Raw genomic sequence first — 13,025 nt, 5'->3', positions numbered from 1 at the left:
CGGTCAGAGGGAACGCAGGACCGAGACAACCTTGCCCATGATGGTGGCATGGTCGCCCAGAATGGGTTCGTACTGCGTGTTTTGGGGCAGCAGCCAGGTGTGGCCGTCGCGCTGGCGGAATGTCTTGACGGTTGCCTCGTCATCCAGCAGGGCAGCAACGATGTCCCCGTTGGCTGCGTCCGCCTGGCGCCGCACCACCACCCAGTCACCGTCACAGATGGCGGCATCCACCATGGAGTCGCCGGCCACCCTAAGCATGAAGAGCTCGCCCTGGCCGACCAGCTGGCGGGGGAGCGGCATGACATCCTCCACGAGCTGCTCAGCGAGGATGGGACCGCCGGCAGCGATCCGGCCAACCAGCGGAACCATGGCCGTATCCAGCGCGGTGGGCAGCTCCGTTACCGTGGCACCGCCGCCCGTGGCCTGCGGCGCGGGGGAGGCGCCGGCGGCATTGCTTCCGCTGTCCAGCGTGAGGGGCATCAGCACCTCCATGGCCCGCGGCCGTTTGGGGTCGCGCCGCAGGTAACCCAGCTTCTCCAGCTGCGAGAGCTGGTGGGTCACGCTGGACAGGCTGGCCAGGCCAACCGTGTCGCCGATCTCCCGCATGGAGGGCGGGTAGCCGTTGTCATTGACCGAGCGCTGGATGGTCTCGAGGATCTTCTTCTGCCGGGGGGTCAAGCCCTTGGCGGTCTTCCTGGGTTGCGGGGCGGTCCTGCCCCCGGCGGCTGCTGCTGCCATATTCGCCAATGCCTTTCGCTTGCCGCCGGATCTTCCGTTGCGGCCTGTTCCACAGCGCCGCCGGAAGGACTCCCACTGTCATTGTCAGACCCTGCTGTTCAACTTCAGTGGTGGTTGTTCTTTGGTTCAAAGCTAGGCCAGCCACATTGCTTTTTCAAACATTTGTTCTAGCGAGTCTCGACATTGTTCGTTGATAGGTGCTAAAACTTAACAAGCAAAGTTCGAACATGTGTTCTAGCCAGCGATTGCCCCGTTCGAAAACATGGCCGGAGAAGCTCCGGACATGGTGTGAACGGCAGGGCGGCAGCGGGCGGACACCCGGGCAGCACGGCAGGTCCAGGAGGGCTTAGTTCATGTCAGCTTTATCTCTTCACCAGGTTTCACCTACGCACCGCGTTTCCCTGCAGACCCGGAAGCCCTCGCAGCGCCGGACGCCGTCAGCAGCGCCCCTGCGGCTGACCCGCCGGGGGCGGATCGTCCTGATCGGAGTTCCGCTTGTGCTCCTCGCGGTACTCCTGCTGTCCCTGTCCGGACTTTTCAACGCACCGGCCAAGGCATCCGATTCAGCTGCGGATTTGGCCGTGACGCCGACGGTCACCGTGACGGTGCAGGCGGGCCAGTCGTTGTGGAGCATCGCAGGCGCTGTTGCTCCGGACCGCGATGCCCGGGACGTGGTGGCGGACATCGTCCAGCTCAACAACCTTCCGGCCGCCGCTGTGCTGCCGGGGCAGCAGCTGTTCGTCCCCACGCACTGAGCGGCACCTGGGGTTGGCCTTTGAGAAAGATGACCGGGACAGCAACGCCGGTGGCGAACAGAATCCGTCACATTTTCCGGTAGTTGCCGCGGCAACTAAACTGTTCAGGTGAACGACCAGCTAGAGCGTCTGAACCGACTTCCCCTCCGCAGCAATCTTCGCGGGCTGACCCCCTACGGGGCACCCCAACTGGACGTTCCCATTTTGCTGAACGTCAATGAGAACACCCATGGTGTTCCGGCGGACGTGCGCGCCGCCATCAGCGCGGCGGTCACGGAAGCAGCTGCAGGCCTCAACCGGTACCCGGACAGGGAATTCACCGACCTGCGGAAAGCTCTCGCGGAATACCTGGGGCACGGGCTCGACGAATCAAACCTCTGGGCAGCCAACGGCTCCAACGAGGTCCTGCAGCAGATCCTCCAGGCCTTCGGCGGCCCCGGCCGCACCGCCCTGGGCTTTCCACCCACGTACTCCATGTACCCTCTGCTCGCCAGCGGAACCGACACCCAATACATCACGGGAGTGCGCTCGGAAGGCTACGACCTGAGCGCCGAATCCGCCGCCCGGCAGGTCGAGGAGCTGCGGCCCAACATCGTCTTCCTCTGCTCGCCCAACAACCCCACGGGGACCGGCCTGGGGCTTGACGTTGTGGAGGCTGTCTATGACGCCGGCGAGGACAGCCAGACCGTGGTGATCGTCGACGAGGCCTACCACGAGTTCGCGCATGACGGCACGCCCAGCGCCCTGACCCTGCTGCCCGGCCGGGAGCGGCTGATAGTTTCCCGCACCATGAGCAAGGCCTTCGCGCTCGCCGGCGCCCGCCTCGGCTACATGGCCGCGGCCCCGGAGGTCACCGATGCCCTGCGGCTGGTGCGCCTTCCGTACCACCTGTCCGCGATTACCCAGGCAACCGCACTGGCCGCGCTCCAACACCGCGAGGCACTGATGGCCGATGTCCAGGACATCAAGGCGCAGCGGGACCGCATTGTGGCCGAACTGACCAGGATGGGCCTCAAGCCTGCCGCCTCGGACTCCAACTACGTGTTCTTCGGGGGCCTGGAAAATCCGCACCAGGTATGGCAGGAGCTGCTGGACGCCGGAGTGCTCATCCGCGACGTGGGCATCCCCGGCCACCTTCGGGTCACCGCAGGCACTGAGGCGGAAACCACAGCCTTCCTTACCTCCCTGGAACGCATCCTTGCGGGCCAGGCCGCGCTTCCCGCCTAGACTTGATACTGCGGCGCTGGGCGCCTTGAACTACTTCTTCTCCCACAAAGGATCCTTCACCATGAGTCCCACCGGATCGAATACGGCTGCGGCCCGGACCGCCCGCATGGAGCGTGCCACCAGCGAGTCCTCCGTGCTCGTGGAGATCAACCTCGATGGAACCGGCGTATCGGACATCGATACCTCCGTGCCGTTCTACGACCACATGCTCACGGCCCTGTGCAAGCACTCCCTGATCGACATGACGGTCAAGGCCACGGGTGACACCCACATCGACGTCCACCACACTGTTGAGGACGTGGCCATCACCTTCGGCGAGGTCCTGCGGACCGCCCTCGGGAACAAGGCGGGGATCCGCCGGTTCGGTGAGGCCACCGTTCCGCTGGACGAAGCGCTTGCGAACGCTGTGGTGGACGTGTCCGGACGCCCGTACCTGGTGCACGGGGGCGAGCCGGCCGGGCAGGAGTACCATCTGATCGGCGGCCACTTCACCGGTTCCCTGACCCGCCACGTCTTCGAAGCCATCACACTGCACGCCGGCATCTGCCTGCACATGAACGTGCTGGCCGGACGGGACCCGCACCACATCGTCGAGGCACAGTTCAAAGCCTTCGCCCGCGCCCTCCGCGCCGCCGTCGAACCCGATCCCCGGGTTGAAGGCATCCCCTCCACCAAGGGGGCGCTGTGAGCGGCCAGGTCCTCAAAGACGGCGCGATCATCGACCCGTCAGCATCAGGCAAGCTGCCTTCACCTGAGGGCAAACCCACGGTCACCGTGCTCGATTACGGTTCCGGGAACGTCAGGTCCGCAGTCCGGGCACTGGAACGTGCCGGCGCGGAAGTAATCCTGAGCGCCAAGCCCGAGGATGTACTGAACGCGGACGGCCTGGTGGTTCCGGGCGTAGGTGCGTTCGAGACCGTCATGCGCGAACTCAAGGCCGTGGACGGCATCAGGTTGATCGGCAGGCGGGTGGCAGGCGGACGCCCCGTGCTTGGAATCTGCGTGGGCCTCCAGGTCCTTTTTGAAGCCGGAGTGGAACACGGCACCGAAGCCGAAGGCATTGGCGAATGGCCCGGCAAGGTAGAGGCCCTCCCCGCGGAGGTGGTTCCGCACATGGGCTGGAACACGGTCAAGGTGCCGGAAGGCTCCAAACTCTTTGCCGGGGTCGAAAACGAACGCTTCTACTTCGTGCACTCATACGGCGTGCAGGAATGGAACTTCGACGTCATCCAGCCACGGATGGCGCCGCCCCTGGTCACCTGGTCCGAACACGGCGGCCCCTTCATCGCCGCCGTCGAGAACGGCCCCCTCTGCGCCACCCAGTTCCACCCCGAAAAGTCCGGCGACGCCGGTGCGCGGCTCCTGCGCAACTGGGTGGAAGGCCTGCGGAAACCGGCCGGCGGTCAATCCGCTGCAGCACCGGCGGACGCCGGCAGTGACGCCTAGATGTGGTCGGTACTCCTGATGGGCCTCGCCGGCATCCTCATCGGTGGCGGCATCTCATTCCGGCAGCAGCGCAAGCCACTCTGGACACAGGTGGCGTTCTACGTCCTGGCCGCCATGTCACTGGTGGCGGCCTACCTGCTGACCCTGCCGGCAAACTGACCACAGCCCACAGCGCGAGGGCCGCCAACTTCACCCCAACAGCATCGCGGACCCAGCGCCCTGCTTTCCGCACCGAAATCGACACCGAGGATGAGTATGACCACCGCACATGACCTGCCGGTACTTGAACTGCTGCCAGCCGTCGACGTCGTAAACGGCCAGGCCGTCCGGCTGGTCCAGGGCGAGGCGGGCAGTGAAACCAGCTACGGCACCCCCCTTGAAGCTGCGCTGAACTGGCAGCAGCAAGGCGCCGAATGGGTGCACCTGGTGGACCTGGACGCCGCCTTCGGCCGCGGCTCCAACGCAGACCTGCTCCGGGAAGTCGTGGGTCGGCTGGACATCAAGGTGGAGCTCTCCGGTGGCCTCCGCGACGACGAAACACTGGAAGCCGCCCTTGACCTGGGCGTGGCCCGGGTCAACCTGGGAACGGCTGCACTGGAGAACCCGGAGTGGACCCGCCGGGCCATCGAACGCTTTGGCGACAAAATCGCCGTGGGCCTCGACGTCCGCGGAACAACCCTCGCCGGCCGCGGCTGGACCAAGGAAGGCGGGGACCTGTGGGAGGTCCTTGGCCGTCTCGAAGAGGCCGGCTGCTCCCGCTACGTCGTGACCGACGTGACCAAGGACGGCACTCTGCAGGGCCCCAACGTCGAACTCCTCCGCCAGATGGTGGAAAAGACCGGCAAGCCGGTTGTGGCTTCCGGCGGCATCTCCAGCCTGGACGACCTGAAGGTCCTCCGGTCCCTGGTCCCGCTGGGCGTGGAAGGCGCGATTGTGGGCAAGGCCCTGTACGCCGGAGCCTTCACGCTGCCCGAAGCCCTCGACGTCGCCGGCCGGCGCTGACCCGGCGGACATCGACCCCATGCCTAACGTCGAGGAGCCAGGGCGGCAGCCAGCACGCCAGCTGCCCGGACATATCGCGGCAGCCCTGTCCGGCGCTGGTGGCGCCACGGATTCGGCGGGCCAGCCATGGGCAGGACGCAGCCTGGCCGGTGACGACGGCAGGATCCACAACTTCGAGGACGACGACGGAACGGCCGACGCCGGTTACCTCGCCGCCCTGGACGCGCTCCGGCAAGGGGCAGGCGATGAAGCGGGCGTCGTGGCCGCCCTGGCAACGGCCCGGGTCTTCATTCCGATTGTGGCGCAGCTGGCTGAAGAGTCGGAAACAGCCCACGGACTGCACGCTGACAAGCAGGCGGACATGGCGCTGGTAACGCTGAAGGCGGCCGACGGCAGGACTGCCCTCCCCGCCTTCACCTCGGCCGCCGCGCTGGCCGCCTGGCATCCAGAGGCCCGGCCCGTCGCCGTGTACGCCGCGCGGGCTGCCCTCTCGGCAGTCGCCGAAGGCGCCGAGCTCCTGGTCCTGGACCCGGGCGCCGACGTGACGTTCGTGGTGCGCCGTCCGGGGGTCTGGGCACTGGCAAAGCAGCACGACTGGACCCCCTCCTACAACGACCCCCAGCTGGCCGATGAAATGGCGCGCGCAGCCTCCGGGTTCGCCGCCATCCGCAGCATTGGGCTTATGCCGGGCAGGGGAGTGGCTTCCAGTGCTGCCGATGGCGCAGTAGTCCCTGGCGGCGGTGCCGGGCCGGAACTTCAGGTGGTGCTGTACCTTGAGGACGGCCTGGACGCCGCCGGTGTCCAGAAACTGGTGGCCAACCTCCAGGCGGAGTGGTCGCGGAATGTATTGTTTGGGGAGCGCGTCGACTCCTTGGAAATCAAACTGAGGCGCGCTCCCGACTAGACGCAGCCGGATGGGTGATCCCCGCCAGTGCTGCGGCATACCCTGAAGGACCGTTTCGTGAATTTCGCTCTCTACCGGGAGTTGCTCGCCGTCCGGCCAATCCGGCGGCTGCTGCTGGTTGGCATGATCGCCCGCATCCCGCACTCAGCGGCCGGGGTGCTCCTGACCCTGCACATCGTCCTCACCCTTGGCCAGGGCTATGCCGCGGCCGGCGCCGCCGCAGCAGTCATGACCATCGGTATTGCCCTGGGCGCCCCGTGGCGCGGCAGGCGCGTTGACACCGTGGGGTTGCGGACCGCACTCATCCCGTCCGTGATCTCGGAGACGCTGATCTGGTCTGTGGTGCCGCACGTGTCCTACCAGTGGCTCCTCCCACTGGTCTTCGTGGGCGGCCTGCTCACGCTGCCAATTTTCAGCGTGGTCCGGCAGTCCCTGGGCGTCCTGGCGGAGGGCGACCAGCGCCGCACCGCGTTCGCCCTGGACGCCATCACCACCGAAATGGTATTCATGATCGGGCCGGCCGCCGGCGCCGTGGTGGCCACCAGTGGATTCACCGTTGCCGGGTTGACCGTGGTGGGCGTGGCCACGTCCCTGGCAGGGCTGTCCCTCATGTGGTTCAACCCGCCCACCCGCAGCCCGGCGCAAACCGCCGAATGCGCCGGGGATGAGCAACATGCCGCGGAAGCCGCCGTGGTCGCCACCGCTCCGGCCCACGTCCAGGAAGCCGCCGCGGAACTGTCACCGGCCGGGACGGCCGGCCGTGCGGCAGAGGGACTGCGCGGAAGGCTGGCGGGCGGCTTCGCGTGGTTCACCGCAACGGTCGCGGCACTCTTTGCCGTTGCCGCCGGCGCCGGCATGGTCCTGAGCGGCACCGACGTTGGCATCGTTGCGGCGCTGGAAACCGGAGGCCGCCAGAGCGAGATCGGCATCGTGTTCGTCTTCTGGTGCGCCGCCTCGGTGGTGGGCGGACTCATCTACGGCGCCATGCACCGGCCCATCCCGCCTGTCATCCTGCTGCTGGGAATGGCGGCGCTGACGCTGCCCATGGCCTTCGCCCACGACACCTGGACGCTGGCACTGGTTTCCATCCTGCCCGGCATGCTCTGCGCTCCCGTCCTCTCCGCAGCCTCCGAAAAGGTCGCGGACCTGGTGTCGGAGGAACGGCGCGGGGAGGCGATGGGCTGGTACGGCTCAGCCCTGACCGCCGGTGTTGCCCTCGGCTCGCCGCTGGCCGGCATTTTCATCGACCTCATGGGACCGTCCGGGGGTTTTGTTTCGGTTGGCGCCGCCGGCGTCGTGCTGTGCCTGGTGGGCCTGGCCCTCCAGCAGCGCCGCCGAAAAGCCGCCGCCTGATATTTCCGTCCGCCGCGCTGAACGGCAGGTACGGAGTGGCCGGTCAAGCCCCGGGTGCTTTGCCTGGAAACGACGACGGCGGGACGACCTTGAAAGGCCGTCCCGCCGTCGGACGCTGCTTGGGTGGGTTCTTCCTTAGTTCACTGCGCCGGTGTACTTTTCGCCCGGGCCCTTGCCCGGTGCATCCGGAATCAGCGACTCTTCACGGAACGCCAGCTGGAGGGACCGCAGCCCATCGCGCAACGGTCCGGCGTGCTGCGAGCCGATTTCGGGGGCAGCTGCCGTCACCAGGCCGGCCAGGGCGGTGATCAGCTTCCGGGCCTCGTCCAGGTCCTTCAGCTCGGCCGCGTTGTCTTCTGCGGCCAGGCCAAGCTTTACCGCGGCTGCGCTCATGAGGTGCACGGCGGCCGTGGTGATGACCTCGATGGCGGGGACTTCCGAGATGTCCCGGATCTGTTGTGAAACGTCTGCGCCTGCGTCACCGGGCTCGAAGACGTACGAATTACTGTCTGAGGTGCTCATACTGGTAAGCTTGACACAGACCGACTGGATGTCGTTATTTCAGAGATTGTCCCAAACGATCAGGTTCCCAACAGCGCTTTTGCGGCGTTGACGGGAATTTTTTCTGTAGAATGGCTTCCAGTTTGCAAGCGGAGTTCTCTCCCACCCGCGTCAGCCGCTGTCCCAGGCGTTCCTTTGGAACCTGCAGGGGACGTAAGGTTGCCGGGTATCTGGTTGGGCATGGACCGGCACACGCCGGGACTGTGTGCGTGCAGCCCTGACGGGGTTGCCGAGCCAACCTATCTGAGGCCTTCGATTGCTCCGGCAATTGGGGGCCTTCTCTATTTGCCGGACTCAACAACAAACACAGGAGCTTTAACATTAGCGAGCCAAGAATCAATGAGCGTATCCGCGTCCCCGAGGTGCGGCTGGTCGGCCCTGCAGGTGAACAGGTAGGAATCGTCCGTATTGAGGATGCCCTGCGACTGGCTGCCGAGTCCGACCTTGATCTCGTTGAAGTTGCACCTCAGGCGAAGCCTCCGGTGTGCAAGCTGATGGACTTCGGCAAGTACAAGTACGAGGCCGCGGTCAAGGCACGTGAGGCCCGGAAGAACCAGACGAACACTGTTCTGAAGGAAATCCGTTTCCGGTTGAAGATCGACACCCACGACTACGAGACCAAGCGCGGCCACGCCCTGCGCTTCCTCGGTGCCGGGGACAAGGTCAAGGCCATGATCCAGTTCCGTGGCCGTGAGCAGCAGCGTCCGGAGATGGGCATCCGCCTGCTCCAGCGCTTCGCGGACGACGTCGCCGAAGTTGGCGTGGTGGAGTCCAGCCCCCGCATTGACGGCCGCAACATGGTCATGGTGGTTGGGCCGCTGAAGAACAAGGCTGAAGCCAAGGCTGAGGCACGGCGCGCCACGCAGCGGGCCGAGGCCAAGGCCCAGAACGAAGCCAAGGCTTCCGGACGCGTTGACACGTCCGGCGAGGACCAGGCCCCCTTGACGCAGTCACTGGCGGACCTGCTGCCCGAAGGTTTCACCGTCTCCACGGAGCCGGAGGCTGTAGCCGAGGACAACGCCCCCGCCGAGGCGCCCGCTGTTGAGGCACCCGCTGTTGAGGTACCTGAGCAGGAAGCTCCGAAGCAGGAAGCCCCCAAGGCTGCTGCGCCGAAGCAGGAAGCTCCGAAGCATGAAGCCCCCAAGGCTGCTGCGCCGAAGCAGGAAGCTCCGAAGCATGAAGCCCCCAAGGCTGCTGCGCCGAAGCAGGAAGCTCCGAAGCATGAAGCCCCCAAGGCTGCTGCGCCGAAGGCCGCTCCGGCTCCCAGGCCTGCAGCTGCCGCCAAGCCGGAAGCCGCCGCGCCGGCGGCACCGAAACCGGCCGCTGTGCCTGCACCACCCAAGCCGGTGGCCAGGCCTGCTGCGCCGAAGCCTGCTGCGCGCCCTGCCCCCAAGGCAGCGCCGAAGCCGGCCGGCAAGAAGACCAACTAGTTCACAGCTGCCGGGGTACGCCTCCGGCAGTCAGCAACCAGCATGCTGCCCGCAGGGGTGGCTGCGCGATAGAACTGCGGCCCCCGGGCCTGCAGAAACGTAAGGAGATCGGTTCCCATGCCGAAGATGAAGACCCACAGTGGTGCTAAGAAGCGCTTCAAGCTGACCGGCAGCGGCAAGCTGCGCCGCCAGCAGGCCAACCGCCGCCACTACCTGGAGCACAAGTCCTCCCGCCTGACCCGCCGCCTTGCCGGCGACCGGATCGTCTTCAAGGGCGACGCCAAGGTCATCCGGAAGATGCTCGGCATCTAATTTCCAAGTTCTATGAGGGGCCGCCGCCTGGCGGTCCGTCACCTGCCAAACAGCATTCTCAGGCCGCCGGTTCACCGGCAGTAGATGCTTGGGATCAGATTTTCGAAGGAGTACGCACGTGGCACGTGTGAAGAGGGCGGTCAACGCCCACAAGAAGCGCCGGGTTGTTCTTGAACGCGCAAAGGGTTACCGCGGACAGCGTTCGCGCCTGTACCGCAAGGCCAAGGAGCAGCTGCTGCACTCGTTTGTGTACAGCTACGGCGACCGCAAGAAGAAGAAGGGTGACTTCCGCCGCCTGTGGATCCAGCGCATCAACGCTGCGTCCCGCGCCAACGGCCTCACCTACAACCGCCTCATCCAGGGCCTGAAGGCCGCCGAGGTCGAGGTTGACCGCCGTATGCTGGCCGAGCTTGCCGTCTCTGACGCCAACGCCTTCGCCGCGCTGGTCCAGGTGGCCAAGGACTCCCTTCCGGCAGACACCTCCGCCAAGAAGGCAGCCGCAGCCTAGGCAAGCAGCTTCCGCCCCTCGCCTGAGGGGCCCGTTCAGGAACTGGTGGCAGCAGCTACTACAGTTTTCTGTATGAACGAAACCGGGCGCCCGCAAGACCTTCCACTTTCCAACCCCCGAGCTGATCGGGTCAGGGATGTGGCAAAGCTTGCAGGGCGCCCGGCCCGTTTAAAGCGCGGGCAGTTCCTGGCCGAGGGCCCGCAGGCCGTCCGTGAAGCACTCAAGCTCCACCAGCAGCGCCTTGCGGCGGGAGGTCCCGGAGTAGTGAGCGAGGTCTTCGCCAGCGAAAGCTGCCTTGACCGTTTTCCGGAATTTGAAGAGCTCTCCGAGGGCACCAGCGCACGGCTGGCCACGGATGAGGTCCTGGCAGCCATGGCGGACACCGTCAACCCGCAGGGGATAGTGGCGGTCTGCAGGTTTGTGGACGTGGCTCTGGCGGACGTGCTCGACGCCGGGCCCCGCCTGATTGCCGTGCTGTGCCAGGTGCGGGACCCGGGGAACGCGGGAACGGTCCTGCGTGCGGCCGATTCCGCCGGTGCCGACGCCGTGGTGTTCACGACGTCCAGCGTGGACATCTACAACCCCAAGGCCGTCCGGTCCACCGCAGGTTCGCTGTTCCACCTTCCGGTGGTGCTGGCCGCCGATCCCGCGGAACTCGCTGCAGCCTGCAAGGCCCGCGGCATCGGCATCCTTGCCGCCGACGGCTACGGGCAGCTGGACCTTGATGTCCTGCAGGACGAGAACGCCCGGCGCCGGCTCACCGGAACAGGGCCGGAGTCTGTGTACGACCTCGCCGGTCCCACGGCCTGGTTCTTTGGGAACGAGGCGCAGGGACTCTCCGCGGAGGAGCTGGAACTGGCCGACCACCGGGTGGCCGTTCCTGTCTACGGCGCCGCCGAGAGCCTCAACCTTGGGACGGCGGCCACGGTATGCCTCTACGCCAGCGCCCGCTCCCAGCGCCGTGCGGCAGCTGCAGTGGGGCAGGAACAGGCCGGATAGGGACGCGCCACGGCCGGGAACTTCGGGGAAAGGCCAGGGACCTTCTAAAAAAAGAAAGGCCCCGGAAGTCCGGGGCCGATGGGGTGTTGGTAGACAGAGTGATCAGGGTGCGCGGGTTGCTTTTCCGCGTCCGGTGACTGCTCCGTAGATGCCGGCGACAAGCAGGCCGCCGACGATAGCGAGAATCCAGGTGCCGAGGTCGAAGAAGGCAAGATCGCCCTTGTTGAACAGGAGGCTGCCAATCCAGCCGCCAACAATGGCACCGACAACACCGAGGATGAGGCTGGTGACCCAGCCGCCGCCGACCCGTCCGGGCATAACGGCCTTAACGATGGCCCCGACTATGAGGCCCAAAATAATCCAAGCAAGAAAACCCATGTCTCCTCCTTATTGTGACCGGGATTAATAGTCCCGATGAGGCTCAAGCTAACATAAGCCCCCTGCAAAGTCAGTAGCTCGGGTGACGGCGTTGCTGCATCGTTAGGACAGCGCGGGCCCCCGTTTTCGGGGCTCCGTGCGCATAACCTCAGGCAGCCAGCGGCCTCTTGCGTTCGAGCAGGCCGCTGAGGAGCGCGACGCCGAAACCAAGGACGGCGAGGACGGCGCCGACCAGCGCCGGGGCAACAAAGCCCCACCCGAGGGCGATGACAAGGCCGCCGAGGAAGGCTCCCAGCGCGTTGGCGACGTTCAGCGCGGCATGGTTGAGGGAGGATGCCAGCGATGGGGCATCCGGCGAGGCGTCCAGCAGCCGGGTCTGCAGAGCGGGGATGAGCATGGAACCGGAAGCTCCCACCACAAACACCATGACCATGGCGCTCCACTGCCAGTGCGCCGCCACCGCATAGACCACCAGAGCCACGGCGATGGCAGGGAGGACCCGGTACAGGGTGCCCATGACGGATTTGTCAGCGAGCCTGCCGCCGACGACGTTCCCGGCCACCATGCCAAGACCGTAGAGCGCCACCACAAGGGGGATCAGGGTGGAGGGGATGCCGGCCACGGAGGTCATGGTGTGGGCGATGTAGGTATAGGTGGCGAAGAAGCCGCCGAAACCCACGATGCCCACCAGGAGTGCCAGCCATACCTGGAGCCGTTTGAGGGCCCCGAGCTCGCGCCGGATGCTCGCGTCGGGGTGGGCGTGCTGGAAGGGGACGAATTTCCACACCATGGCCAGTGCCAGCAGGCCGATGGCACCGACCAGGACAAACAGCAGGCGCCAGCCGAAGGTCTGTCCCAGCCAGGTGGCGAACGGTACTCCCACGACGTTGGAGACGCTGAGCCCGGCCATGACCATGGAGATGGCCCAACCGCGCCGTGTGGGCGGAACGAGGGAAGCCGCGATGACGGCTGCAACGCCGAAGAACGCTCCGTGCGGCAGGCCGGCGGCAAAGCGGGACACCAGCATCCAGCCATAGTCGGGGGCAACGAATGACGCCAGGTTGGCCACGGTAAAGAACAGCAGCAGCCCCAGCGCCAGTTTCTTGCGGGGGAGCCTGGCGCCGACGGCGGCCAGCAGCGGAGCGCCTACCACTACCCCCAGCGCATAGGCGGAGATCAGGTTGCCGGCCTGCGGAGTGGTAATTGCCAGGCCCTGCTCCACTTCCTTGAGCAGGCCCATCATGGTGAACTCGGTGACGCCGATGCCTACGCCGCCCATGGCCAGGGCGAAAATCGCCATGCCGATGTTGGGGGTCGTGCTGCGGGTTGCCGTGGACGGGGAAAGAACGCTGCTCATATTCCTGCTTCTTGAAACGTGGGACTCGCAAGGGACGGATGCCACGGCAGTGGGG

At 66.2% G+C, this 13,025-nt stretch carries 16 protein-coding genes; 12 read left to right on the top strand and 4 right to left on the bottom strand.

The genetic code is table 11. The features are described from left to right. Positions 1 to 3: 3 nt before the first annotated feature. Complete coding sequence (gene lexA, locus AC6JAM_RS01185; RefSeq protein WP_018771586.1) at positions 4 to 738, bottom strand: transcriptional repressor LexA; 735 nt, start codon at positions 736 to 738, stop codon at positions 4 to 6. Positions 739 to 1,091: 353 nt separating this feature from the next. Here lexA and AC6JAM_RS01180 point away from each other — a divergent pair, with 353 nt between their 5' ends. From AC6JAM_RS01180 to AC6JAM_RS01145, 8 genes are all read left to right on the top strand, one after another. Next, positions 1,092 to 1,493: a LysM peptidoglycan-binding domain-containing protein gene (locus tag AC6JAM_RS01180; RefSeq protein WP_081620253.1), complete on the top strand. Its 402-nt coding sequence runs from the start codon at positions 1,092 to 1,094 to the stop codon at positions 1,491 to 1,493. A gap of 108 nt (positions 1,494 to 1,601) precedes the next feature. After that, entirely contained in the window at positions 1,602 to 2,720 is a 1,119-nt protein-coding gene (locus AC6JAM_RS01175; protein WP_026266116.1) for a histidinol-phosphate transaminase, read from the top strand. Positions 2,721 to 2,781: 61 nt separating this feature from the next. Next, positions 2,782 to 3,408, top strand: coding sequence for an imidazoleglycerol-phosphate dehydratase HisB (hisB, locus tag AC6JAM_RS01170; RefSeq protein ID WP_018771583.1), 627 nt, complete (start codon positions 2,782 to 2,784; stop codon positions 3,406 to 3,408). Then, on the top strand, positions 3,405 to 4,166 hold the full coding sequence (gene hisH / locus AC6JAM_RS01165) for an imidazole glycerol phosphate synthase subunit HisH (protein WP_223994662.1): 762 nt from the start codon (positions 3,405 to 3,407) through the stop codon (positions 4,164 to 4,166). Before hisB ends, hisH begins: the two co-directional genes overlap by 4 nt. Beyond that, complete coding sequence (locus AC6JAM_RS01160) at positions 4,167 to 4,325, top strand: CG2302 family histidine operon protein (RefSeq protein WP_166673152.1); 159 nt, start codon at positions 4,167 to 4,169, stop codon at positions 4,323 to 4,325. Between the two features lie 96 nt (positions 4,326 to 4,421). After that, the gene (gene priA, locus AC6JAM_RS01155) at positions 4,422 to 5,168 is read left to right on the top strand and encodes a bifunctional 1-(5-phosphoribosyl)-5-((5-phosphoribosylamino)methylideneamino)imidazole-4-carboxamide isomerase/phosphoribosylanthranilate isomerase PriA (protein ID WP_018771580.1); all 747 of its coding nucleotides are present in this window, start codon (positions 4,422 to 4,424) and stop codon (positions 5,166 to 5,168) included. Positions 5,169 to 5,187: 19 nt separating this feature from the next. After that, positions 5,188 to 6,072, top strand: a complete 885-nt coding sequence (locus tag AC6JAM_RS01150; protein WP_223994664.1) for an SseB family protein — start codon at positions 5,188 to 5,190, stop codon at positions 6,070 to 6,072. Positions 6,073 to 6,129: 57 nt separating this feature from the next. Further along, a complete protein-coding gene (locus AC6JAM_RS01145) occupies positions 6,130 to 7,425 on the top strand; it encodes an MFS transporter (protein WP_144600335.1) in 1,296 nt (431 codons plus the stop codon). Between the two features lie 135 nt (positions 7,426 to 7,560). Here AC6JAM_RS01145 and AC6JAM_RS01140 read toward each other — a convergent pair whose 3' ends face one another. Then, a complete protein-coding gene (locus AC6JAM_RS01140; RefSeq protein WP_018771577.1) occupies positions 7,561 to 7,947 on the bottom strand; it encodes a DUF1844 domain-containing protein in 387 nt (128 codons plus the stop codon). A gap of 401 nt (positions 7,948 to 8,348) precedes the next feature. On the opposite strand from AC6JAM_RS01140, the gene infC reads away from it, so the two are divergent. The 4 genes from infC (at position 8,349) to AC6JAM_RS01120 (ending at position 11,235) form a co-directional block, all read left to right on the top strand. Then, on the top strand, positions 8,349 to 9,416 hold the full coding sequence (gene infC / locus AC6JAM_RS01135; protein ID WP_263422494.1) for a translation initiation factor IF-3: 1,068 nt from the start codon (positions 8,349 to 8,351) through the stop codon (positions 9,414 to 9,416). A gap of 117 nt (positions 9,417 to 9,533) precedes the next feature. Next, complete coding sequence (gene rpmI / locus AC6JAM_RS01130) at positions 9,534 to 9,728, top strand: 50S ribosomal protein L35 (RefSeq protein WP_018771575.1); 195 nt, start codon at positions 9,534 to 9,536, stop codon at positions 9,726 to 9,728. A 118-nt stretch (positions 9,729 to 9,846) separates the two neighbouring features. Continuing rightward, positions 9,847 to 10,236: a 50S ribosomal protein L20 gene (gene rplT / locus AC6JAM_RS01125; RefSeq protein WP_018771574.1), complete on the top strand. Its 390-nt coding sequence runs from the start codon at positions 9,847 to 9,849 to the stop codon at positions 10,234 to 10,236. 72 nt (positions 10,237 to 10,308) lie between these two features. Continuing rightward, positions 10,309 to 11,235, top strand: a complete 927-nt coding sequence (locus AC6JAM_RS01120) for a TrmH family RNA methyltransferase (RefSeq protein WP_223994666.1) — start codon at positions 10,309 to 10,311, stop codon at positions 11,233 to 11,235. A 102-nt stretch (positions 11,236 to 11,337) separates the two neighbouring features. On the opposite strand, the gene AC6JAM_RS01115 is transcribed toward AC6JAM_RS01120, so the two are convergent. Together AC6JAM_RS01115 and AC6JAM_RS01110 are read right to left on the bottom strand one after the other, a co-directional pair. Next, positions 11,338 to 11,613, bottom strand: coding sequence for a GlsB/YeaQ/YmgE family stress response membrane protein (locus AC6JAM_RS01115; protein ID WP_018771572.1), 276 nt, complete (start codon positions 11,611 to 11,613; stop codon positions 11,338 to 11,340). A gap of 148 nt (positions 11,614 to 11,761) precedes the next feature. Beyond that, positions 11,762 to 12,970, bottom strand: a complete 1,209-nt coding sequence (locus AC6JAM_RS01110) for an MFS transporter (protein ID WP_056390891.1) — start codon at positions 12,968 to 12,970, stop codon at positions 11,762 to 11,764. Between the last annotated feature and the right edge of the window lie 55 nt (positions 12,971 to 13,025).

Source organism: Arthrobacter sp. GmRoot5-12, from assembly GCF_059739365.1.
Note: the sequence above shows the minus strand (reverse complement) of the source record. Positions and strands in the feature narration are given on the sequence as shown.

Coding starts and splice junctions, on each gene's coding strand:
- lexA (WP_018771586.1), bottom strand. CDS start 738: ATGGCAGCAGCAGCCGCCGGGGGCAGGACCGCCCCGCAACCCAGGAAG.
- AC6JAM_RS01160 (WP_166673152.1), top strand. CDS start 4,167: ATGTGGTCGGTACTCCTGATGGGCCTCGCCGGCATCCTCATCGGTGGC.
- AC6JAM_RS01140 (WP_018771577.1), bottom strand. CDS start 7,947: ATGAGCACCTCAGACAGTAATTCGTACGTCTTCGAGCCCGGTGACGCA.
- AC6JAM_RS01120 (WP_223994666.1), top strand. CDS start 10,309: ATGAACGAAACCGGGCGCCCGCAAGACCTTCCACTTTCCAACCCCCGA.
- AC6JAM_RS01110 (WP_056390891.1), bottom strand. CDS start 12,970: ATGAGCAGCGTTCTTTCCCCGTCCACGGCAACCCGCAGCACGACCCCC.
- AC6JAM_RS01150 (WP_223994664.1), top strand. CDS start 5,188: ATGCCTAACGTCGAGGAGCCAGGGCGGCAGCCAGCACGCCAGCTGCCC.
- hisB (WP_018771583.1), top strand. CDS start 2,782: ATGAGTCCCACCGGATCGAATACGGCTGCGGCCCGGACCGCCCGCATG.
- priA (WP_018771580.1), top strand. CDS start 4,422: ATGACCACCGCACATGACCTGCCGGTACTTGAACTGCTGCCAGCCGTC.
- rpmI (WP_018771575.1), top strand. CDS start 9,534: ATGCCGAAGATGAAGACCCACAGTGGTGCTAAGAAGCGCTTCAAGCTG.
- AC6JAM_RS01115 (WP_018771572.1), bottom strand. CDS start 11,613: ATGGGTTTTCTTGCTTGGATTATTTTGGGCCTCATAGTCGGGGCCATC.
- AC6JAM_RS01180 (WP_081620253.1), top strand. CDS start 1,092: ATGTCAGCTTTATCTCTTCACCAGGTTTCACCTACGCACCGCGTTTCC.